This window comes from Paenibacillus sp. FSL R10-2771, from assembly GCF_038000205.1.
In the GTDB taxonomy this organism is placed as follows: domain Bacteria; phylum Bacillota; class Bacilli; order Paenibacillales; family Paenibacillaceae; genus Paenibacillus_AQ; species Paenibacillus_AQ phytohabitans.
The window spans coordinates 7,733,312-7,754,757 of the sequence record NZ_JBBOBM010000001.1; the positions used below are offsets into that span (position 1 = coordinate 7,733,312).

Annotated in this window: 19 protein-coding genes; 16 read left to right on the forward strand and 3 right to left on the reverse strand. The window is 53.6% G+C overall.

Annotated features, from left to right (window positions below):
- The first annotated feature begins 23 nt into the window (after positions 1–23).
- The 5 genes from NSU14_RS33670 to NSU14_RS33690 all read left to right on the forward strand — a co-directional run bounded on the left by NSU14_RS33670 (position 24) and on the right by NSU14_RS33690 (position 6,344).
- Positions 24–2,120: a cellulose biosynthesis cyclic di-GMP-binding regulatory protein BcsB gene (locus tag NSU14_RS33670; protein ID WP_052422155.1), complete on the forward strand. Its 2,097-nt coding sequence runs from the start codon at positions 24–26 to the stop codon at positions 2,118–2,120.
- A complete protein-coding gene (locus tag NSU14_RS33675) occupies positions 2,110–2,964 on the forward strand; it encodes a diguanylate cyclase domain-containing protein (RefSeq protein WP_042140397.1) in 855 nt (284 codons plus the stop codon). The genes NSU14_RS33670 and NSU14_RS33675 overlap by 11 nt, the downstream gene beginning before the upstream one ends.
- A 49-nt stretch (positions 2,965–3,013) precedes the next feature.
- Positions 3,014–3,802 carry an SDR family oxidoreductase gene (locus NSU14_RS33680; protein ID WP_076243611.1) on the forward strand — a complete coding sequence of 263 codons (789 nt, stop codon included), beginning with the start codon at positions 3,014–3,016 and terminating at the stop codon, positions 3,800–3,802.
- Positions 3,803–4,044: 242 nt separating this feature from the next.
- On the forward strand, positions 4,045–4,293 hold the full coding sequence (locus NSU14_RS33685; protein WP_039304788.1) for a type B 50S ribosomal protein L31: 249 nt from the start codon (positions 4,045–4,047) through the stop codon (positions 4,291–4,293).
- A gap of 476 nt (positions 4,294–4,769) precedes the next feature.
- The gene (locus NSU14_RS33690) at positions 4,770–6,344 is read left to right on the forward strand and encodes a histidine kinase N-terminal 7TM domain-containing diguanylate cyclase (RefSeq protein ID WP_076243610.1); all 1,575 of its coding nucleotides are present in this window, start codon (positions 4,770–4,772) and stop codon (positions 6,342–6,344) included.
- A 92-nt stretch (positions 6,345–6,436) separates the two neighbouring features.
- On the opposite strand, the gene NSU14_RS33695 is transcribed toward NSU14_RS33690, so the two are convergent.
- Entirely contained in the window at positions 6,437–7,474 is a 1,038-nt protein-coding gene (locus NSU14_RS33695) for a copper amine oxidase N-terminal domain-containing protein (protein WP_340948672.1), read from the reverse strand.
- Positions 7,475–7,621: 147 nt separating this feature from the next.
- Here NSU14_RS33695 and NSU14_RS33700 point away from each other — a divergent pair, with 147 nt between their 5' ends.
- From NSU14_RS33700 to NSU14_RS33750, 11 genes are all read left to right on the forward strand, one after another.
- Positions 7,622–10,192: a DUF2339 domain-containing protein gene (locus NSU14_RS33700; RefSeq protein ID WP_076243608.1), complete on the forward strand. Its 2,571-nt coding sequence runs from the start codon at positions 7,622–7,624 to the stop codon at positions 10,190–10,192.
- On the forward strand, positions 10,158–11,477 hold the full coding sequence (locus NSU14_RS33705) for a hypothetical protein (protein WP_340948673.1): 1,320 nt from the start codon (positions 10,158–10,160) through the stop codon (positions 11,475–11,477). Before NSU14_RS33700 ends, NSU14_RS33705 begins: the two co-directional genes overlap by 35 nt.
- Before the next feature lie 17 nt (positions 11,478–11,494).
- Positions 11,495–12,208, forward strand: a complete 714-nt coding sequence (locus NSU14_RS33710) for an HAD family hydrolase (RefSeq protein ID WP_042140391.1) — start codon at positions 11,495–11,497, stop codon at positions 12,206–12,208.
- Between the two features lie 30 nt (positions 12,209–12,238).
- Positions 12,239–13,351, forward strand: a complete 1,113-nt coding sequence (locus tag NSU14_RS33715; protein WP_042140390.1) for an MBL fold metallo-hydrolase — start codon at positions 12,239–12,241, stop codon at positions 13,349–13,351.
- A gap of 69 nt (positions 13,352–13,420) precedes the next feature.
- On the forward strand, positions 13,421–13,699 hold the full coding sequence (locus tag NSU14_RS33720) for a hypothetical protein (protein ID WP_042140389.1): 279 nt from the start codon (positions 13,421–13,423) through the stop codon (positions 13,697–13,699).
- A gap of 280 nt (positions 13,700–13,979) precedes the next feature.
- Positions 13,980–14,180: a cold-shock protein gene (locus NSU14_RS33725; protein WP_019914790.1), complete on the forward strand. Its 201-nt coding sequence runs from the start codon at positions 13,980–13,982 to the stop codon at positions 14,178–14,180.
- A 196-nt stretch (positions 14,181–14,376) separates the two neighbouring features.
- Positions 14,377–14,607: a cold-shock protein gene (locus tag NSU14_RS33730; RefSeq protein ID WP_039304815.1), complete on the forward strand. Its 231-nt coding sequence runs from the start codon at positions 14,377–14,379 to the stop codon at positions 14,605–14,607.
- Positions 14,608–14,814: 207 nt separating this feature from the next.
- Positions 14,815–15,063: a hypothetical protein gene (locus NSU14_RS33735; RefSeq protein ID WP_340948674.1), complete on the forward strand. Its 249-nt coding sequence runs from the start codon at positions 14,815–14,817 to the stop codon at positions 15,061–15,063.
- A gap of 155 nt (positions 15,064–15,218) precedes the next feature.
- The gene (locus tag NSU14_RS33740) at positions 15,219–16,994 is read left to right on the forward strand and encodes a cache domain-containing sensor histidine kinase (RefSeq protein ID WP_340948675.1); all 1,776 of its coding nucleotides are present in this window, start codon (positions 15,219–15,221) and stop codon (positions 16,992–16,994) included.
- Entirely contained in the window at positions 16,978–17,778 is an 801-nt protein-coding gene (locus NSU14_RS33745; protein WP_042140387.1) for a response regulator transcription factor, read from the forward strand. Before NSU14_RS33740 ends, NSU14_RS33745 begins: the two co-directional genes overlap by 17 nt.
- A 112-nt stretch (positions 17,779–17,890) precedes the next feature.
- Positions 17,891–19,216 (forward strand): extracellular solute-binding protein, encoded by a 1,326-nt coding sequence (locus NSU14_RS33750; protein ID WP_340948676.1) that lies wholly within the window; start codon positions 17,891–17,893, stop codon positions 19,214–19,216.
- Between the two features lie 91 nt (positions 19,217–19,307).
- Here NSU14_RS33750 and NSU14_RS33755 read toward each other — a convergent pair whose 3' ends face one another.
- Entirely contained in the window at positions 19,308–19,910 is a 603-nt protein-coding gene (locus NSU14_RS33755) for a class I SAM-dependent methyltransferase (protein ID WP_179093495.1), read from the reverse strand.
- Between the two features lie 103 nt (positions 19,911–20,013).
- Entirely contained in the window at positions 20,014–21,393 is a 1,380-nt protein-coding gene (locus NSU14_RS33760) for an MATE family efflux transporter (protein WP_042140385.1), read from the reverse strand.
- Positions 21,394–21,446: the final 53 nt, after the last annotated feature.

Here is a 21,446-nt window from a genome sequence, read left to right on the forward strand (position 1 = left end):
AAGCGATACAGGAGATACGGAACATGATGAAAAAACAGATAATGATAGGGCTGATTTGCCTCTCCCTTTTCCTGGTTCAAATTCCTGCGGCACTGGCAGCAGCAGTGCTTCCCGGTGACGCCACGATGACTTACGAGACTTCATTTACGGGCAGCGAGATCTCTCTAACGGGGACAAGCTCCCAGCAGCAGTATTTCACAGTCATGGATTACTGGAACGTCGATGCGGTGAACATCAGGCTGCATTTTCAGGTGTCACAGATTAATGCGGAACAGCAGTCAAGTGTGACACTGTCGCTTAACGGCATTCCGTTCTACTCCTTCAGACCGTCCGCTGAGAATAACGGGGAGCAGAGCCTGAGCGTTCCGGCGCCTAAGGGCTTCCTTAAGGAAGGCAGCAACACGCTGAGTATCCAGGGGAATCTGAAGACCGATACGGAGGGTTATCAGCTCTGCAGTGTAGACAATACGCAGGACAGCTGGCTGCATCTGTTCAATACCTCCAATATATCCGTGAAGTACGCGCCTAAGGCGATTACGGGCGGGATTGCGGATTTCAGTGCCAGATTCTCGGGAATGGATACGGTGAAAAGAGGACAAAGCCTGCTGGCCGTGCCGGAGAATGCCACCGGCTCTGAACTGGAGAGCGCGACCTACGCCCTGTCGGGCTTCGCCAAAGGCAATACGCTGAACGATAAGACGATTCCGCTGCTGCCCTACCGTGAGGATACCCTGAAGGACAAGCGTGCAGTGGTGCTTGTAGCGATGTATGACCATCTTCCGGCCACCTTGAAGAATCTGGTAAGCACTACAGCTGATCTCAGCACCCATGCCGTGATCCAGCTGGTGAACAAGGATTCCTCACCGGTGCTGGTGGTTACCTCCAGGGATGAGAGCCTGCTGATCAAGGCCGGACGCTTCATGGCCAGCGGGGAGCTGCTGAGCCAGATCCGCGAAGACCTGAAGCTTGTGGATGATGCTACCGATGTAGCAGACCCGGCGCCGCCCATCAGCTCCAATGTTACGTTCACGGAGACCGGGGATAAGCTGACCGGACCGAATCATCAGGAGCAGACTTATTTCGTTTCGCTGCCGTCCAACCGCTCGATTGCGGATGACGGCAAAATCAGCCTCGATTTCCGCTATGCGGGGAATCTGGATTTTGAGCGTTCACTGGTGACGGTGAGCATCAATAATACGCCGGTCGGCAGCAAGAAGCTGACGAAGGAGCTGGCTAACGGTGATGTGCTGACTCTGGATGTGCCGCAGAGCCTGAACATCTCCGGCAATTTCTCGATCACGGTGGCGTTTGATCTGGAGATGGCGAATGCCATCTGTACCCCTAATACGGAGCAGATGCCCTGGGCCTATGTCAGCAAGGAATCGATGATGCGCCTGAACACGAAGGACCGCACAGAGCTGCTGCTGAGCAACTATCCGTACCCGTTCCTGCGCGACGGCATTTTCAACCGTGTGGCGGTCGTTCTCCCGCAGGAGATGGATGACTATGCCTATCAGAGTCTGGGCAATATCTTCAACATGCTTGGCCAATATGCCGGAGGCAACACCGGGGATGTCCATTATTACAGCGATGATGTAGCTGCGGATAATCTGAAGGACAACAATATCATTGCCATCGGTACTTATAAGAACAACAAGGTGATCCGCGACAACAACGACAAGCTTTTCTTCAAATACAACAAAGACGGCTCGACCCTGCTGTCCAATGAGAAAATAGCGATTGAGGAGCAGTACGGTGCCGGCATCGGTACGCTGCAGCTGCTGGACTCACCCTACGAGAGCGGACGGGGCCTGCTTGCGGTTACAGCAGTCAGCTCCGAGAGCTACTATCTGGTCTCGAAGCTGATTGCCAGCGAGAAAGACCGCTGGAAGGTCTACGGGGACGGTGTGGTTGCAGACAAAGACGGCCAGGTTAACGCGTACCGCTTCAAAACCCTCTCAGGCGCGGCGAAAGAATCAACAGTGGCGCAGATTATTGAGCGTTCAGATGTGCTGGGCTTTGTGGTTGCGGCTGTTCTTATGATCACGCTGGTCATTGTATCGCTGCTGCTCCTGCTCCGCAAACATATGAAGAAACGTGGTGATAAGCGTGAGACGTAACCGCAGCAGCCTAATCTCTGATCTCGGGTTTCTGGCCTTCCTGGTCCTGATGTTTGCCTGCACCGTATTCATTGCCGGCTCTCCGGATCACTATATCCAGAACATCATTATTCTGAATGTGGCCTTCCTGCTGGCGCTGGTCACGTATTTCACCACGGTAACTGCGGGACTGACGCTGAATCTGGCGTTTATCTTCGGCTACGGCTTCTTCGTGGTCTATCAAACGGTGTCCGAAGGGGCATCGATTGGCGTTAATACGTACTTCTGGCTGATTATGACTCCGCTGATTACAGTCGTCCTCTGGGTGTTTACGTCCAGCAGCCGTGAGCTGCAGGCCGAGAATGAGCGCTTGCAGAAGCGGACGGCCAATCTCGCCACGGTGGATGAGAATACGGATCTGCGCAACAGTATCTCTTTTCAGAAGGATGCCAGCCTGTTCACCGGGATATCGACACGGTATCACATTCCGCTTACACTGCTTGTCGTCAAGGTGAAATACTGGAATGAGATCCGCCGTCTGATTCCGGAAGAGCAGCTGTCCGAAGCGATCTATGATGTCTCCCAGCTCAGCCAGTCCAGTATCCGCACCAATGATGCGCTGTATCTGCTGGACAAGGAGGACGCTACCTGGGGGCTCCTGCTCTTCACAGACCGTGAAGGGGCCAAAATTGTCATTGAGCGGATCAAGCTCCGCCTGCAGGAATTGAATGATACCGAATTCTCCGGCAAGTATAAAGTGAACCTGGGGCTGAAGATTGGGGCAGTGGAGTATGAGGCGGACAAAATTGAGAATCCGCTCGATTTCATTGTTCAAGCCAAAAATCAGCTTGAATACGATGTATAATGCAGATTAGGGTTCTTGCTTCAATCCAATCTGACAGGAGGATATCATTATGGATTTGGGTCTTGGAGGAAAGTCAGTGCTCGTAGCCGCCGCCAGCAAAGGGCTGGGGCTGGCAACCGCACTGGAATATGCGCGTGAAGGCGCGCGCGTGACGATCGCGAGCCGGAGCCTGCCGCAGCTGGAGGCGGCGCGGCAGGCGATTCTGGAGGCCACGGGGCAAGAGGTTGCCGTGGCGGAGATGGATGTGACCCGCCCGGAGGATATTGAACGGGCGGTCCGGACGGCCGCCGAATATGGAGGCGGCCTCGATGTGCTTGTCACGAACGCCGGCGGGCCTCCGGGCGGCAGCTTCGGGGATATGGCCGACGCGGACTGGAGCGGCGGCTTCGAGCTTACGCTGATGAGCACGGTCCGCCTGATCCGCGAAGCGCTGCCGCATATGCGCAGCGCTGGCGGAGGGCGGATTGTCAGCATCAGCTCGGTCTCGATCAAGCAGCCGATCCAGGGGCTGATTCTCTCGAATGTGTTCCGCGCAGGGGTGAACGCGCTGAACAAGAGCCTGGCCACGGAGCTTGCGCCCGAAGGCATTCTGATCAACAGTCTGGCGCCCGGACGCATCGGTACAGACCGGATTCTACAGCTCGACGGCAAACGGGCGGAAGCGGTGGGGACTTCGCTTGAGCAGGTCCAGGCGGAGGCGCTGAAGGGGATTCCGCTCGGCAGAACGGGAACCCCGGAGGAGTTCGGTAAAGCGGCAGTATTTCTCGGTTCTTTTGCCAATACTTATATTACCGGCCAATCCCTGCTTATCGACGGCGGAATGGTGAAATCGCTCTAACGTTCATCCCTAAGCCGATTGCAGGACAACCTGGTCCGCGGTGCCTGAATGCAGGGTGACAAACCCCCTTTTTTCCGGCTCAAAAGGTTGACTCCAGGCCCGCTTTCACGTATGATAGTATGGCGTGTAAAAATCGGAAGATTTACGCATCTCCCTTCGTCTAACCGGAATTATTAAATAGACCAAGAGATGGCTTCATAATACCATAGAAGTTGTATTAGTACGGAAAGGAGGTTATTACAATGAAAGAAGGCATACACCCTAAGTTCAACCAGGTTATCTTCTTCGATGCAAGCGTAGGCTACAAATTCCTGAGCTCGTCCACCAAGTCTTCCGGTGAAACGATGGAATGGGAAGACGGCAACACTTATCCAGTGATCCGTGTAGACTCCAGCTCCGCATCCCACCCGTTCTACACAGGTAAACAAAGAGATACCGAAACTGGCGGCCGTGTTGACAAGTTCAAACAACGGTTGGCACAGAAGAAATAATGGTATTCCTACTATAGAGGATATTCCCGCATCCATGCAGATGGTGAAGGAGTATCCTCTTTGTTTTGTTTATGTACGCCTGTTTAAGCGGCCTGCGCAGGGGGTATTAATGCTTAGGTGGGAAGTGGAAGGTATCAATTAGACGTTTGGAAGGGCATGCCTGCGTGTTTTCCGAAAGGTAGTTGATTAACCCATGTACTACTTGAAAAGACGGAGAAAATCGAGATTACGCCGATTCTACTCCGGTTTAGCACCCTAGCAACTGGAATCCTGCATAACTATAAATTCGCTTCTCACCTTTTGAAGACTCTACGGGCTGCCCGTAGGGTCTTCGTGTATGTTCAGGCATCTCCATGGAACGGCGGGCGGACGCCTATACCTTGGGTACAGATAGTATTTTTGGAAGAAAGATTCATTTGTACGAAAGAGTAGGATATAATAAGGCAAAGTTATCTCAAAAATAGGAGAAATATGACATGCCGTGGATGCAGGGTTATCCTTATTATTTAGTAATGGGCAGCGTTCTAAGTCTCTACATGGGCATCGGTTCTTTCAAGCACCGCCACACACCGGGAAGATGCTATTTATGGATATTGATGCTGCTGGTCAGCCTGATATTCGCGGCTACGGCCGGAGAGATTCTGTCGGATTCCTTTCAAGCCAAGCTATGGTGGAAGAACTTGCAGCAGGGCCCGCTTTTTTTGAGTGCTATCTTTACCTATGCCGTTATTAAAGAGTATGTTTCCCGTTCCTCTGAGGGTTTGGCCAAGAGGCTTATTTTCTTTTGTATTCCGGTCGTGCTCGATGTTGTGCTGATCTTCACCGATTCCTATCATCATCTGATGCGCAGTGAGGTTGGGCTCGCAACAGTGGCAGGTGTTACCGGAATTGCAGTGAAGCCTACAGTGTTAAGCATGATCCTTATTGCATATGACCAGCTGTTCGGGTTGTATGCAGTCTATTTACTGGCGATCTCCCTCCTGAATGCTCCTGCATATTATTTCCGCCGTAATCTGATGCTGCTGCTCGGGCTGGTAATTCCGGTACTGACGGTCCTTCTGCTTCCGCTGCTCAAAATTACGATTACCGGGTTCACAGCGTTTACCTATCTTCCGCCCATCATCGTGGCGTACCTCTCCTTGTTCCGTGATCCACGGCTCTCCTTGTATCCGCTTGCCAAGAATAAAATCTTCGAGAATATGAAAGACGGCATTGTACTGACGGACCGCTATGACCATATCATTGATGTCAATGAAGCTGCGGATGCGATGCTCTCCGGGCTGCTGGAAGAGAAGGCGGACACCTGGAGGGGCCGAAGCATACATCTGCTGCTGAAGCAGTACGGGCAGATTTCGGACCATTATGCCAAGCGGTTGGAAGGCCAGTTCGAGATCGAGCCTTCCGGCAAGGACGGTGCCTGTTTCGGCGTCGCACTTATTGCCACGGAGCGGACCCGCACAGAGAACACAGGCATGCTGATGGTCTTCAGTGATCTTAGTGAGAAGAAGAGGTATGAACGCGAGCTGCTGCATCAGGCTACCGTTGATGATCTGACCGGCCTGTACAACCGCAGGCATTTCATGCGGCTGGTGCAGAATTATTCTGCGCAGCACGGGGCGGGAATGGCGCTGCTGCTGTTCGATATCGATGATTTCAAGTTAATTAATGATACATACGGACATCTGGCCGGTGATCAGGCGCTGGTAGATTTGTCCCGGAAGATTATGAAGGTGTACGAACATAACGGGATTTCCGGCCGGGTGGGGGGCGAGGAGTTCGCGGTCTGCTTCTTTGCCGGCAGCGAGGCCGAGGCCTTGAGAGAAGCGGAGAGTTTCCGCGCTTCCCTGGGCGAGCACATCGTCCTGCTGGACGGGGGGCACAGCATCCAGCTGACCGTCAGCATTGGCATCGCCTTCACTGAGCGCAGCGATGTGACCTTCGAGGATCTATACCGCGAGGCGGACGAAGCCCTGTATCAGTCCAAGGCTAAGGGCAAGAACAGAGTAACCCTCGGCCGGCAGCCTGTCGTGCGGCAGGCGGCCAAGGGTTAGCCGGGCACCCGGACATTATACAGCAAAGCCCCCGGTTTCTGCCGATGCAGAAGCCGGGGGCTTTCTATTGGAACTGTAATTATTCATATTCTTTAGGGTTGAACGGTCTCCACGACGACTTTGAGCGCGGTTCCGATTGGCGGCAGACTCCGGGTCATTACAGGGGAGTAGAAGCCCATAACCGTAGCGCCCTGCACCAGAGCAGACTGTTCTACAGCTTCTCCGCTCGCGTTCACCAGCAGAGTATCCTCCGTCAGGCGAAGCACGATCTCGCTTTGCGACAGATCGCTGAGGGCGCTGCCCTTGATACGGAGGCTGAGTGAGCCGTCTTCGGCCTTGATGATCTCTTCAAGAGTGCCTTCCGTACCCAGCATATCAGCCTGAGCCTTGGTATCCTGGACCGTTATCCGGTAAGCGGGCGTCTGCGGCGGCAGGCTGCGGGTGGAGAACACTGCGTGCTCGGCCTCTACCGTCATACCGATCTGAAGATCGGCTAAGGCCAGCTTGGTACCGTCGGTCTTCTCATATACCGTATCTCCGCTGACATTCAGTACGAGCCCTGCGGTTCCGGTGCCCTTGATCTGAATGGAGGAAGTGCCGCCGGAATTCCGGATGGCGGTGATGACGCCGGTCTCAAGGACATGCTCTGCGGCTGAAGTGATCACGATATTCTTCCCCTCCACACTAACGGTCTGATGCAGTACCTCACTTACGAAGGATGCGGGGACATACATTTTGTCTGCCTTAGTCAGCGGAGCCGTTCCGAGTGAGGTGTACATTTTATTGATCACATAGCGGTCTTCGCCGCTCTTCACAGCTGTGTATATATTTCCTTTATTCAAGTCGACAGCTTTGGTTGCCGTGTTCCAGGTTATCTTGAAGCCCAGTGACTCAGCGACGGTACGCAGCGGAATCAGCGGCTCCTTGGTGCCGGAAGGCAGAAAGCCGGTCTCTGTGATGGCTGTACCGTTAATGGCAATGGCGTACGTGCTTAGTGAGGCGCCGGCTTTTTTCTGGGCAGCCTTGGTCTGGTTTGAACTGGTTGCTGCAGGGGCAGCGGAGACCACTCCGGTAGTGAGGGCCAGCGACAGCGTCAGGAGCGCTGCGCTTGTTCTGAGAGAAGTTTTCATGGGACAGCTCCTTTGGTTATGTTAGTAGGTAAGTATGTGTTATTTCTCTAACGCCGGTTGGACCCATTATGTTGCACTGGAATACCTGGGCAGATATAGTAAAATGAAAATATTAACAATTGCTGATAGCAGGCACTGGGGGGCGCTATGGAGGATTTCAGAGATCGGCTGAGGGCTGTACAGCAGCAGCAGGACGGGCTTTTGAAAGAATACCAGGCTTTGATTGAGGAATATGAGAGCAGCGATCTGGTTCATGAGAATGAAGCGCTGAAGAAGGAGAATGAAGAGAACAAGCTGATCCTCAGGGAACTGAAAATTCAGGCTTCAATATTGCGGCAGGATAACTCCGAGCTGCGGACGGCACTGACGGAGCAGATTCTGGATGAGAAGCTGGGTATTCTGCGGGTATCGCGGCAGAAGCTGCAGACCTACTTTGGCTCGCAGAATAATGCCTACCTCGACAGGCTGACTTCCTTCGAGCTGGAGACCAGGCAGCGTATTGATGTCACGTTCAGACGTGCCAAAGCTGAGCTGGGGCAAGACCAGGCGCAGATAGCCGCCATGCTGGGAGAAGTGCAAGGGAGGCTGAATGAGAGTATTCTCCTGCGCAGAAAGCGGCAGCGTGAGGTGGAGCAGTCACTGACAGGGGCGCTTGACAGCCGTATGGATGTCTTTGCCGCTGAGGGGGTCAGCGAGGAAACGCTGCTGCGCCGCCGCAAGCAGAACCGGATTGAAATGAAGATCGGTCTGAACTGGATCAACCGCCTGGGGATTCTGCTGCTGATTCTGGCAGTGGGGGCCGGGTTCAGATACAGTTATTCCACCTGGTTCAATGACTATATGAAGGGCAGCGCCTTCTTTCTGCTTGGCGCTATCATGCTGGGCGGCGGCGAGTGGCTGTTCCGCAAAGGCAGGGGAGCCTTTGCCCTGGGTCTGATCGGAGGCGGGGTATCCGTACTCTACGGCTCGGTCTTTTACAGCTATTTTTTATTGGAGATTATCGGTTTATGGGCCGGGATCGGTCTATCCGTACTGGTCACTCTATCCGCTGTGCTGTTATCGCTGCGCTATGAGTCGCGGACGATCTGTTCCATGGGGCTTGTCGGCGGTTATCTGCCGCTGTTCTCTTATATAGGGGCGTTCGGGCTGGAAGGCAGCGCAGTGTACGCGGCTATGGGGTATCTGTTCGTGCTGAACCTGCTCATTCTGCTGGTCTCCTTGCGCAAGCGCTGGGTGATTGTCAATTACATCAGCTTCCTGTTTAATATACCCTCCATGCTGCTGCTGATTAATCTGTCGGACAGCAGTGCAGCGGGCATGCTCTGCGCTATATTAACCTTTGTCATGTATCTGGGCATCACACTCTGGTACCCGTTCAAATACAAGTCGAAGCTCGCCTGGCTGGATTTCTGCCTGCTGGGCTGCAATACGGCCATCAGCTGCGCAACCTTGTATATTCTTTTCCTGGATGCAGGTCTGGGCGAGTTCAAAGGCGCGCTTGCCTTGTTCTTCTGTCTGATGTACCTGGGGCTTGGCGTTCTGCTCGAGAAGCGGATGCCGCAGGAACGGGAGAGCAGAGTGCTCTTCTACGCCACCTCTCTGACCTTTGCCGTACTGATGATCCCGTTCCAGTTAGGAGCGGCCTGGTGGTCCATCGGCTGGCTGATTGAGGGAGTGCTTCTGACGGTCTACGGCCAGCTGTACCGCTTCAAGGCAGTGGAACGCTCGGGCTGGGGGATTCTCCTGCTCTGCCTGGGGACGTTCTTCGGCATCGACGGGCTGCTGCGCGTGTCCGAGCTTAATCCTGTGGTCAACTACAGCAATCCGTATTTTGAGCTGAAATATACCTTTATTACTGCGGGGATGGCTACTGTAGCCTTGTTCTATGCAGTCCGCCATTCCCGGGAGGAGATTCTGCTCCGCAGCTCACCTGCTGAGGTGCAGGGTGTAGTCTGGTTCAAATATGCGGCGATCCTGAATTTCTATGTATATCTGGTGTATGAAGCCTTACGTCTGTACGACCGTGCAGTCCCGGAAGATATGGCACACAGTACATTCTACAAGCTGCTGCTGGCAGCCTTGCTCACGGCCGGCCTTGCCTATGTGCTGCCGAAGGTTAAGGTGCTCTATGATGCGGTGGTCGGCTACATGGTTATGCTGATGTACGGGATCACTTATGCTATATGCATCGGCATCACGCTGGGTCTGCCCAGCCTGCAAGGCGGATTGTCCGGAAGCTCCGGGGCAGATCTTCTGGTGCTGGGTCTGCTTATCCTCTTCAATCTGTTCGTGTGGTTCAGCGGCGGAAGACTGCTGCGGACAACGCTCCTGCGCGACTACAAGAATATGGAGCTGGTCCCGGTCGCTATGGGCATCTATCTGCTGGTGATGATTACTGCATTCCTGGGTGTGCAGATCCGGCTGCATGATGGCGGGCTGGCTTTCAGTCTGGTCTACCTGCTGCTCTCGGTGCTGTTCATTATATACGGCTTCCGCAAGCGGTACCTGTACATCCGCCGTTTCGGACTGGGTCTGTCACTGCTGGCAACCGGCAAGCTGCTGCTCTATGATCTGACCCTGCTGAACACGGGCAGCAAGATCATCGCTTATTTCAGCTTCGGACTCTGCCTGCTGGGGATTTCGTATCTCTATCAGCGGATATCGGCCAGAATGGAGGAAGCCTATGCGCTCGCAGAGAAAGACCAGCCGGAGAGCTAGGGCGGCAGTGCTGCTCGCGGGGCTGGGAGGATTGCTGCTGTTCACCTCCGCTTATCCGGCGGAGGGCACGGCAGCGGCAGCAGGTGGCTTGGCGGAGAAGGCTGACAGCGGGCAGTGGAAGTTCTCGCGGGCCATCGGAATTCCGGAGCCGGCCCCTTATTATGAGGTATATCTGGATGAAGGCGTGTATGGCTCGGCAGCAGAGGATTTGCGCGATCTGCGTATTACCGGCAGCGCCGGCAAGCCGGTTCCTTATTATCTGGAGAGCGGAGAGGGAACGGTAGAGGAGCGCAGCACCGCCTATTCATCGATCCTGATCCGCCACGCGGATCAAGGGCCGGACACCCTGCTGGATTACCGGATTACACCGCTTGCCGAGCATGTGGATATTCAGGGGAACAAGCTGGTGTTTGAGCTTCCGGATGAGTCTTTCCTGAAGCATGTGGAGGTGTGGGGAGGTTATGACGGGAATGCCTGGGAGCCGCTGGCCACAGGGGATTTGTACGCTACGAACGGGTTAAGTGCGGACAGCATTGAGCTGGAAGGCAGCTACAAGTTCAGCTTTTACCGGCTCGTGGTAAAGAGTAATCCGGAGAGGCTGGATTTTCCCGGCCTGACCCTGGTGGACAGTAGCCGGGAGGTGAAGATGGCCGGATTCATGAGGCAGAAGACGCCGGAGTATGAGATCCGCCAGGTGGAGAACCGCACCGAGATCGTCATCAGCAACAAGGACCGGCTGAAGATTGCCAGGCTGACACTCGGCAGCACCGGGAACTTCTCGCGGCGGTATGAGCTGTATGACAGTGACGGTATAAGGCTGCCGGTGGCGGGCAGCGGGGAGCTGTACCGGCTCGATTTCAAGGATACCCGGATTTCGCGGACGGACATCCAGCCGCTTCAGGCCTCCTCTTCGGCTGCCCTGCGGATTATAATCTATAATCTGGATGATACCCCGATATCAATTACCGGCCTGAAAATAGAATATCTGGTGGACCGCCTTGTCTTTGCAGGAGGAGAGCAGGAGCAGGGAACGTATTCGCTGATCTATGGCAATGCCCTGGCACTTGCTCCGCAGTATGATATTATTAATTTCAAAGACCAGATTGCCGGGGACAAGCGGGTTACAGCTACGCTTGGTGCAGAGAATATGATACCCGAAGCACCGTCAGAGTCTCCGGCACAAGGCGGATGGTTTCAGAGTGAATGGGGATTCAACCTTATTATTATCGCGGTCTCCCTGCTGCTTATTCTCATCGTGGCCCGTAAGCTGGGCCGGACTAAATAGGAAGGGATGCCGGATCTATGTACCAGACTTATATTTTTGACCTATACGGAACCTTAATTGATATTGAGACAGATGAAGAGCATCCGGAGGTATGGGAGCGGCTGGCGCTTCATTTCAGCTATCACGGGCTGCGCACGGCAGGGGCGGAGCTGCAGTCCCGTTTCCTTGCCGAGCGTGATCGTCAGCTTCAAGCTGCTGCACAGAAATGCCAGTTTCCCGATTTCGTCATGGAAGAGGTCTTCCGTGCCGTGGCCCGTGACTTAGGCGGGAATCCCGGGCAGGCCTGGCTGCATGAGACTGTCCGCTGGCTGCGGACCTTATCCATGAACCATATCGCGCTCTATGACGGAGTCCCGGAGATTCTCCGGACCTTGCGGTCGCACGGCAAGAAGGTCTATCTGCTCTCGAATGGCCAGAAGACCTTCATTGAGGCAGAATTAACCATGCTGAACATTCTGCATTTATTCCATGGGATAGCCATTTCCTCCGAAGCCGGCGTAAGCAAGCCGGACCCGCTATTTTACCGGTATTTAGCAGATAACTATGGTGCCGAGCTAAGTTCGGCAATTATGATCGGTAACGATCCGCGTACGGATATGGCCGGAGCGGACACGATCGGCATGGATTCGTGTTATATTCATACAGCTTCCTCTCCGGATAACGTTCCGGTGAAGAGCACGGTGCAGATCTGGGATGGGGATCTGCGCAAAATTCCGGGCTGGAGCCTGTAGAAATGAACTGGCAGAAAGAAGGTTTACCGCATGACTCTGATTATTTTAGATATTGCAGCTTCACTGGTGATACTTGTTGCAGCGGCGTATCTGCTTATGACCCTCTATCCGGCGTTTGGACGGAGGGCGGGGAAGCAGGAAAAGGCGCTGAACAGCCGCTCGCTTAATTATAGCAAGGGCAAATTCGCTTATCCGCAGACGGCTGAACTCATCGGCGAGAGAGCTGGCGGTAGCGGCCTGTCCATTCTGAAGGATTTCATTAAAGGCAATCCCCGGTCCAGACCGGCCGAGCCCCTGCAGCCGCTGCCGCTGCCGCCTGCATCCATCGGCCAAGGCCCGGGCACCCGCGTTACCTGGTTCGGCCACTCTGCGGTATTGCTGGAGATGGACGGGGTTACACTGTTCCTGGACCCTATGCTGGGTAACGCCCCGTCTCCGTTTCCGTTCATCGGCGGCCGCCGTTACAGCAAGCAGCTGCCGCTGGAGATTTCCCAGCTTCCGCAGATTGATGCGGTTGTGCTCTCCCATGATCATTATGATCATCTGGACTACGGCACCATCCGCAAGCTTAAGGATAAGGTAGGCCTGTTCATTGTGCCGCTCGGTGTCGGCGCCCATCTGCGCCGCTGGGGGGTAAGCGGAGAGAAGATCCGCGAGCATGACTGGGGAGACGAGCTTGCGTATGCAGGCCTGACCTTTACCAGCGCGCCGGCCCGGCATTTCTCCGGCCGGAGTCTGCTGGACCGCAACACCACACTGTGGTGTTCATGGATAATCCAAGGAGCGGATACGAAGCTCTTCTTCAGCGGGGACAGCGGCTACGGGCCGCATTTTGCCGAGATTGGACGCAAGTATGGCCCATTCGATCTCACGCTGATGGAATGCGGCCAATACGATCCGCGCTGGGCCGATATCCATATGCTGCCGGAACAGACGGTTGAAGCACATATAGATGTGCGGGGAGGTCTGCTTATTCCGGTTCATTGGGGGGCGTTCACCCTGTCGATGCATGACTGGACCGATCCGGTGGAGCGCATTGCAGCTGCGGCTGCAGCTAAAGGGGTACGGCTGGCTACACCAAGAATAGGGGAGACTGTAGTGGCCGGAGCTGCGGAGTATCCTGCTCTTCCCTGGTGGAGATGAGGCTGCGCGGCCGGAAGGGACTTGTGGTACAATCATTGTGCATAAATGCCAAGGAGCTGACTAACGAATATGAGTAACGAAGTGAACGAGCAGGAACTGGTGGAAGTATTGTCTGCACAGACGAAGGTGGATGCAGCCGTGATCCGGCTGGTGCTGAAGCATGAGCAGGCCTTCATCAACAAAGCCAAGGCCAATGCCAAGGGCGAGATTGATATTGATAATGATGATCTGGTCGATTATGTTACTGCGCAGCGCGATGTTAAGCTGGATGAGCTGACTGTAGAGACTATTCTCGATGCGGAAATGGACTATCTGATGGACAAGGGACTGGCCGGATATATCGACTAAACCCTGCAGCTGCCGGGTGCGCGGTGCGGTTGTTCATGGAGCACCGTGCGCCGGGTACGATATAATTCCACTTGTTTTTAAGTAATTTTAAGTAATCCTTTGCTTTTAGAGAAATAGTGTGCTACAATGAAGTCAATCATAAATTTAACCCTTAATTCACATATTGTAAAAGGTTATCATTTGTGCGTATGAATCCTTTTCCAATGTGTGAATTTTTATTTGTTCGTACAATACGTAGGAATAAAAGGACATGTGTTAAATAAAACTTGGAGGTAATATCATGCAAACAGGTACAGTAAAATGGTTCAACGCAGACAAAGGTTTCGGTTTTATCGAGGTTGAAGGCGGAAGCGACGTATTCGTACACTTCTCCGCAATCACTGGCGACGGCTTCAAATCTTTGGACGAAGGCCAACGCGTTGAGTTCAACGTAACTCAAGGCGCTCGTGGACCACAAGCCGAAAACGTTGTAAAACTGTAGTATTAAAAATAGACTGCCCTTAACACAAGTTGAGGGCAGCTTTTTTTTTGAACAGGCCAGAACAAGCTACCATCCTGCCATAACAGTCCGGTTGGGCTGGAAATATGTCTTTATTCGAAGGGTATGCTTCCGAAGCGGGCTTTGTACGAACCGATTCAGGAAGTATATGCTAACAAAGCTATTAGGAGGGGTACTTATGTATTTTCGTAAAAAAGCGCTGGAGGATCTTCCCCAAGAAGACACAGCCATTTGGTCCTGCACTAAGGAAGATTGCTCCGGGTGGATGCGCGACAACTTCGCCTTCCAATATGTCCCTACCTGCTGGCAATGCAACTCGCCGATGACCAGAAGCATGAAGATACTGCCTATGCTTGTGAATACGAATTTTGACATGAAGGCGATCAAGAAGGGCATTACCATCCGGTAATCTGCCAATTCCTGAACGCTCTGTACAGAATCAGATTATAGCAGTAACACCATAGCAGTCAGTTCCCTGTGGGGAACGGGCTATTTTTTTTGTCTTGGCAGCGGATGGGTGTCCGGGGTTGACAATAGCGGGGAATCAAGGGATATTAGAGATGAGGATGAAGAATACATAATTGGAAAATGGTCTCAATGGCAAGGAGGTTGTGGTATGGCTATGAACAAATATCTTAGGCTTCTTCTTCTGATTATGGTTATCTTGAATACAGTAAATATTAAATATCGCAATCCAGTTTTGTTTGTTGCCGTACCTGCTATAGCAATTATAATCTTTATTCTGGATATTTACCTGGAGCCCACCCGCCGGAAGGTACTGATGTACAGCATCGGCGCCGTCCTGCTGGCCTTACTGTGGATAGCCCTGGACCGGGAGTGGATCACTCCGCTAATGTTCATCTAGTCCCTTCTGCTGCAGCCCTTAAACAGCTCCTGGAACAAGGAGCACTGCTTAAGGGCTCTTTGCTGCCCTGTGCCGGGCAACTAATTTCTCTTGACAAACCCCGGGACTTTTGGAGAATAGAGTTGGAAACGCTGCCAAGGAAAGAAGGAATTCCGATGTTCCAGAGATTCAAAGAACTCAACACGCTGCGCAATCAAATATTCATCGGCTTTGTGCTGGTTATGCTAATCATTCTTCTGGTTTCAGGGGCGTTTGTATATGACCGGGTATCTATTCTGCTCAAAAATAATGCCGAGCGGCATATCCAGCAGACGGCGGTTCAGGCGAACGGACGGCTGAATGCGCTGATTGGCCAGATTGACAGCCTGATGGAGCAGGTGGCTAATCATCCTACGGTGCAGCAGCTGCTGCTGGAGGAGCTGAACGGCAATGAAGTGTCATTCAATCAGCGGCAGTCGCTGCTGCAGATTATCTCCAGCTATCAGGCGTATATGCCGAGCGTAGGATCTCTTGAGCTGTATACCGCCGATTACCGGCTGCTCTTCCCGATTAAGGACGGCAGTCTGGGGACGAGAATCAACGAGCCATATATCAGCGAGGCTAATATCCAGAAAGGGCGGCTGGTCTGGATCGGCGTCGATCCGCATGACAGCCAGAGCCTGCTGGCCATCCGCCAGGTTAGCCTCATGGACCGCTGGTTCTCGCGGGGAGGGTATCTGATGGCGCGCATCCAGCGCAGCTACTTCCAGCTGGATGATCCGATCTCCGGCAGTGAAGGAGGCGAGTCTGTGCTGCTGGTGAATGATGAAGGCCGGCTCCTGGGCAGCAGCGGAACACCGGAGGCGGACCTGCTGCCGCTGCTGGAAAGTGTGGACCAGACGGTCAGCTTTCACGGCAAGGAGTATGTACAGGTTAAGCTGCGCTCGGACAAGACCGGATGGACACTGCTTGTGCTGACCCCTGTCAGCTATGTCACCAAGGGGTTATCTGTGCTGCGGACGGTTCTGCTGCTGTCAGGGGGGCTGGGAGCCCTGCTTTTCCTGATCATGTCGTTTCTATTGTCAACGATGATCACGAGGCCGATTATTCATCTGATCCGGGCTATGCGCAAATCGCGCTTAGGCGTGCTGACGCCCAACTCGCAGAAGGTATCTACGATGGAGCTGCGGGAGCTGAATTATACCTATAACGGCATGGTGGCCAATATGAATGATTTGATCCGGGTCGTCTACGAGAAGGAAGTATTACAGAGCCGGACCGAGCTCAAGGCGTTGCAGGCGCAGATCAACCCTCATTTTCTGTTCAACACCCTGGAAGCCTTTAACTGGTCGCTTGAGGAGAAGGGGGAGGAGGAATTGGCCGGATTGGTCGTAGTAATGTCCAGGCTGTTCCGCTATATTATTGGCCGTCCCAATAATAAAGACGAGTGGGTTGCGCTTAGTGAAGAGGTTGAACAGATCAGGCGTTATCTGAAGATCATGGAGATGCGGATGGGCGAGCGCCTGTCCTGGGATATTGTGCTGGACCCGCGCGAGGCGGCTGTTCCGGTACCCAAGCTGCTGATTCAGCCGATTGTGGAGAATGCCATTCTTCATGGAGTGGAGAGCCGTGTCGGCAGCGGCAGTGTGGAGGTTACGATCACCCCATCGCCACGCGACGGCTGGACCTCGGTGAAGGTATCCGACAATGGTCCCGGCATGGATGAGGATACTCTGCGGGCGCTGCGCAATACACTGGAGGGCGGCCCGCCGATCTCCGCCAAAGGCAACGGGGTCGGCCTGGTGAATGTGCAGCGGCGGCTCCAGCTGTATTACGGGCAAGAGGGCATCAAGTCGGAGGGTCTGATCATTGAGAGCAGATTATCCGAAGGGACCGTTATTACTTTTGAAATTCCAAGCAATGGAGGATATACCTATGAGCCTGAGCAATAGGACGATTCTAATCGTGGATGATGAACCGAGAACACGGCAGGGCATCAAGCAGACGCTGGAAGTATGGGCAGCCGGCCGGTATGCCGTGGAGACCTGTGACAACGGGGTTGAGGCGCGCGAGCGGCTGCGGCAGGAGCGGGTCCATCTGCTGATTACAGATGTGCGCATGCCCGAAGTAAGCGGACTGGATCTGATCCGTTCCCTGCAGGAGTCAGCCTGGAAGCCCGTTATTATTGTCATATCCGGCTATGCCGAATTTGATTATGTGCAGCAGGCTATGCGGCTGGGGGCGGTCAACTACCTGCTTAAGCCGCTGGACAAGTCCGAGCTGCTGTCCGTGGTTGAGGATGCGCTGAAGCGGGAGGAAGAGCAGCAACGCCACGTGAAGCTGGAGAAGCTGGTGGATCATAAGCTGATGGAGATTGACCCGGATCAGGCGCGAATGGGGCAGCCGGTCAAAGAAGCGATCGCCTATGTGGAGCAGCACCTGCATGAACAGCTGACAATGGCAGAGGTAGCGGGCCTCATCCATCTGAATGCCAGCTACTTCAGCGTATTGTTCAAGGAGCAGGCCGGAGTATCCTTCAGCGAATATTTGGCACGTCTGCGAATTCAGCGGGCTAAGGAATTACTGCTGCAGACCACACTGTCTATAGGGGAGATCGGGGAGCGTGTAGGCTATAGGACGGATAAGTACTTCATTAAGGTGTTTAAGTCGCTGGAACAGTTAAGCCCAAGCCGCTATAGGCATAAGATGAAGGGCGGATCGCAGGAAATCCATTAAATGTGGAATTTTAGCCAATAAGTGTAGTCTTATATCCCTCCGGGTACGATGCTAGAATTTGATTGGTAGCGATTACATCAGGCCGCGTAATGTGAAATGGGAGGCTATAGCAATGTTGAGGAATAACATAATCAAGGGACTGTTCCTGACACTTACATTGGCCCTTGTTCTGACAGGCTGCAGCTTCACACAGGATAATAATAGTGCGGCGGCAGCCACCAATGCTTCGGCCCCAAAAATAACGATTCATATGATGCACTTATGGCCGGCCGGCCTCTCCGCCCAGCAGAATAAGCTGGTTAGCCAGATCATCGGGGAATACGAGAAAGAGAATCCTAATATTATAATCCAGCAGGGCGTGCTGGAGAATGAACAGTACAAGAATAAGCTGAAGGTGCTCTCTGCCTCGAATGACCTGCCGGATGTAGGAATCACCTGGGCAGCGGGCTTCATGGAGCCTTATGTAAAGGGCGGATTATTCGCTCCGCTGGATGACATCCTGAATGGTACGCGGTTAAAGGGTAAATTCGTAACAGGCACTACCGAAGCCTATGTGGTCGATAATAAGACCTACGCACTGCCGATTGAGCTGAACATTTCACCGATATACTATAATAAGGATATTTTTGCGAAATATAATCTCCAGGTGCCTGCTACATACGAGGAGTTCAAGCAAGTGGTAAGAACGTTATCCCATCATGGCGTGGCTCCGGTTGCCCTTGGCAACAAGGACCGCTGGACCGGCTCGTTATGGTATATGTACCTTGCTGACCGTATCGCCGGCAGTGATACACTGAAGCGCGCAACGAAGGGGACAAGCTACTTCGATAATCCCGGCCTGGTCCGGGCTGCGGCTGAAGTGCAGACGCTGGTGGATATGAACACCTTCAACAGCGGTTTCAACGGGCTATCCAATGATGAGGGCAAATCGGAATTCTTGAATGAGAAGGCGGCAATGTATCTGACGGGTACCTGGGAGCTTCCCAACTTCACAACGAATCCGGAGATTCCACAAGACTTCAAGGATAAGGTAGGGTTCTTCAAGTTCCCGACTGTGGAAGGCGGAAAGGGCAATATCAACAGCTGGGTTGGCGGTCCCGGTGTCGGACTGTTCGTAGCCGAAGCTTCCGAGGTTAAGGAAGAAGCAAAAGCATTTGTCGAATATTTCGTATACAAATGGGGAGAGGCCTCTGTAACCAGTGCAGGTGTAATTCCGGCGACCAAAGTGGATACCACGAATGAAGAGCTGCCGCAGCTGTATGTCGAACTGCTGAATGAATTAAACCATGCGAGCAGCATCACCCTGTTTGCTGATATCCAGATGAAGCCGAACGCCGCCCAGGTCCATCTGGATATGATTCAGGCGCTGTTCGGCAAAGCGATTACACCAGAGCAGTTCGCCGCCAAGCATAAAGAAGCAGTAGCCAAAGGAACCTGATAAGCGTACAGCCTTATCACAAAGGGATGCCAATTAGCCGGATTACACGGCCGGGGCATCCCTTATTTGCGGAGGCGGATGATTAAGGAAGTCAGACGTTCCTGCGGCAGGAGAAGCAGAAGAATACCTCATCGCTGTATTCAGCCTGTCCGAAATTATATTTAGCCGCAAGCGCGGCCAGCGCTGCATCCGCAGGGATCGGCTCACGCTCATTTGTATGGCCGATCCGCGCATGATGCTCCCGCAGACCCTGGCGGGTTCTGGAGTGGGCAATCATGAAGATTCCTCCGGCTTGCAGATTCTTCCCTGCATTGGCGAACAGCATATCCAGATTGGAGAAATGGGGGATGCTGTTGTAGATCAGCACATAATCGAAGGGTGTTCCGCCGGAGAATGGCTCCTCGAAATCCGCGCATGCGGTCCCGGCATCCGGGAAGCTCTTGTGCAGTTCTTGCAGCATGGCCGCTGAGATATCGAGCGCAAGGTAGCGGCTGGGGTCTATCTCAAGCTTATGGAGTGCTGCGGGGATAACGCCTGTGCCGGAGGCCACATCCAGCAGGCTCTGGCCACTGCGGATGCCAAGCATCTGCAGGACCTTCCCGGCCATGGCCACATCCTCTTCGCTGTTGCTCCATATTGGGGCCATTGCGCTGAAATGTGCCAGGTCTTCCTGTTTGTGCGGATTCGTTGTCATAGTCTTCCTCATCCTTCCTGCCAAATGAATAGGATTATGTATTCAAAAGGCGGCCCGCCTGAGTTGCAGAGATCAGGGTGAACCGCCTGTTTGTTGCTGCAGATTAATGCGCCGGCGCAGCGCTCAGCGGTTCTGCAGGTTCATGCTGGATCAAGCCGTGCTTCTCCCAGGCTCTGCTCTTCCAGCGGAAGTACATAATGACCGCCCGCACCCATTCATCGAATGCAGTGGCCAGCCAGACTCCGGCCAGACCGAGATCAAGCGTGAACACAAGGAAATAGCCCAGCGGCAGACTCATGCAGACCATGGAGATCAGGCCCATGTAGACCGGGAACTTGGCATCGCCGGAAGCGCGCAGCGAGTTGATAATGACCAGGTTGCAGGTGCGTCCGGTCTCAAGGAAGAAGCTGAGCAGGATCACTTGTGCGCCCATAGTTATAATCGTTTGATTATCCGTGAACAGGCCCATTAGCGGTGCGCGGAACAGAATAACAACCGCGTCCATAATTACGGTGACCAGCAGCGCCCATTTCACACTGGAGAATACCCGCGTGTAAGCTTCCTTCGGCCGCCTTGCGCCCACGAGATGGCCGACAATGATCGAGGTGCCCATGGATACGGCTACGCTGAAGAGGAAGATGTAGCTGGAGATATTCAGCGCGTATTGGCGGGTAGCCATGGCTTCAGCACCCAGATAAGTGATGTATAAAGTGAAGACCAGCTGGCAGCACTGATAGATCACCGATTCAAAAGCGGACGGGATACCGATTTTGAGAATCTGCAGCACATATTTTTTGGAGAGATGAGTGTAATAGGTCCATTTAACCCGCACATCCATGATCCGGTAGAGTAGCAGGAAGAACAGGACCAGACAGATCAGGCGGCTGGCAACCGTTGAAATGGCTGCGCCTTCGACACCGAGTGCCGGCAGTCCGAAATGTCCGAAGATCAGCAGATAATTGCCCCCGACGTGGATCACGTTCATCAGCAGAGAGACTACCATCGTCTGTTTCGTGAACCCGTGCGTCCGGATGGTGGTGGCCAGGGCGTTCAGCAGTGCCTGGAGGAAGATTCCGCCCCCGACAATATGCATATACGATTTGGCGTAGACGAGAATTTCGCCCGTCACGTTCAGCGCGCTCAGCAGACTGCCTCCGAACAGCAGCAGAATTGTACTCAGAATAATTCCGACCGCAAGATTGAGCGTTATGGCATTGCCCGTTACCTTAGCTGCTTCTTTGGGCTGCCTGGAACCGAGATACTGCGACACGACAATGGCCGCGCCGTTCCCGATAACACTGAGCACGAGAATGGCTATGGCAATAATCTGATTGGCCGCCCCGACACCGGAGACTGCATCATCCGATACGGAGCTGATCATGAATGTATCTACACTCCCCATGAGCATAAACAGGAACAGCTCGAGGAAAATCGGCCAGGTCAGCTTAATTAAATTGAACTCTTTGGGTTTGCTTGCTTCCATAATAAACTGTACACCTTCTTGTTGTTGAAATAGGATTGCCGCCGGAGAATTTG

Coding starts and splice junctions, on each gene's coding strand:
- NSU14_RS33755 (WP_179093495.1), bottom strand. CDS start 19,910: ATGACAACGAATCCGCACAAACAGGAAGACCTGGCACATTTCAGCGCA.
- NSU14_RS33695 (WP_340948672.1), bottom strand. CDS start 7,474: ATGAAAACTTCTCTCAGAACAAGCGCAGCGCTCCTGACGCTGTCGCTG.
- NSU14_RS33735 (WP_340948674.1), top strand. CDS start 14,815: ATGGCTATGAACAAATATCTTAGGCTTCTTCTTCTGATTATGGTTATC.
- NSU14_RS33720 (WP_042140389.1), top strand. CDS start 13,421: ATGAGTAACGAAGTGAACGAGCAGGAACTGGTGGAAGTATTGTCTGCA.
- NSU14_RS33710 (WP_042140391.1), top strand. CDS start 11,495: ATGTACCAGACTTATATTTTTGACCTATACGGAACCTTAATTGATATT.
- NSU14_RS33730 (WP_039304815.1), top strand. CDS start 14,377: ATGTATTTTCGTAAAAAAGCGCTGGAGGATCTTCCCCAAGAAGACACA.
- NSU14_RS33750 (WP_340948676.1), top strand. CDS start 17,891: ATGTTGAGGAATAACATAATCAAGGGACTGTTCCTGACACTTACATTG.
- NSU14_RS33685 (WP_039304788.1), top strand. CDS start 4,045: ATGAAAGAAGGCATACACCCTAAGTTCAACCAGGTTATCTTCTTCGAT.
- NSU14_RS33760 (WP_042140385.1), bottom strand. CDS start 21,393: ATGGAAGCAAGCAAACCCAAAGAGTTCAATTTAATTAAGCTGACCTGG.
- NSU14_RS33690 (WP_076243610.1), top strand. CDS start 4,770: ATGCCGTGGATGCAGGGTTATCCTTATTATTTAGTAATGGGCAGCGTT.
- NSU14_RS33725 (WP_019914790.1), top strand. CDS start 13,980: ATGCAAACAGGTACAGTAAAATGGTTCAACGCAGACAAAGGTTTCGGT.
- NSU14_RS33740 (WP_340948675.1), top strand. CDS start 15,219: ATGTTCCAGAGATTCAAAGAACTCAACACGCTGCGCAATCAAATATTC.
- NSU14_RS33705 (WP_340948673.1), top strand. CDS start 10,158: ATGCGCTCGCAGAGAAAGACCAGCCGGAGAGCTAGGGCGGCAGTGCTG.
- NSU14_RS33680 (WP_076243611.1), top strand. CDS start 3,014: ATGGATTTGGGTCTTGGAGGAAAGTCAGTGCTCGTAGCCGCCGCCAGC.
- NSU14_RS33670 (WP_052422155.1), top strand. CDS start 24: ATGATGAAAAAACAGATAATGATAGGGCTGATTTGCCTCTCCCTTTTC.
- NSU14_RS33745 (WP_042140387.1), top strand. CDS start 16,978: ATGAGCCTGAGCAATAGGACGATTCTAATCGTGGATGATGAACCGAGA.
- NSU14_RS33700 (WP_076243608.1), top strand. CDS start 7,622: ATGGAGGATTTCAGAGATCGGCTGAGGGCTGTACAGCAGCAGCAGGAC.
- NSU14_RS33715 (WP_042140390.1), top strand. CDS start 12,239: ATGACTCTGATTATTTTAGATATTGCAGCTTCACTGGTGATACTTGTT.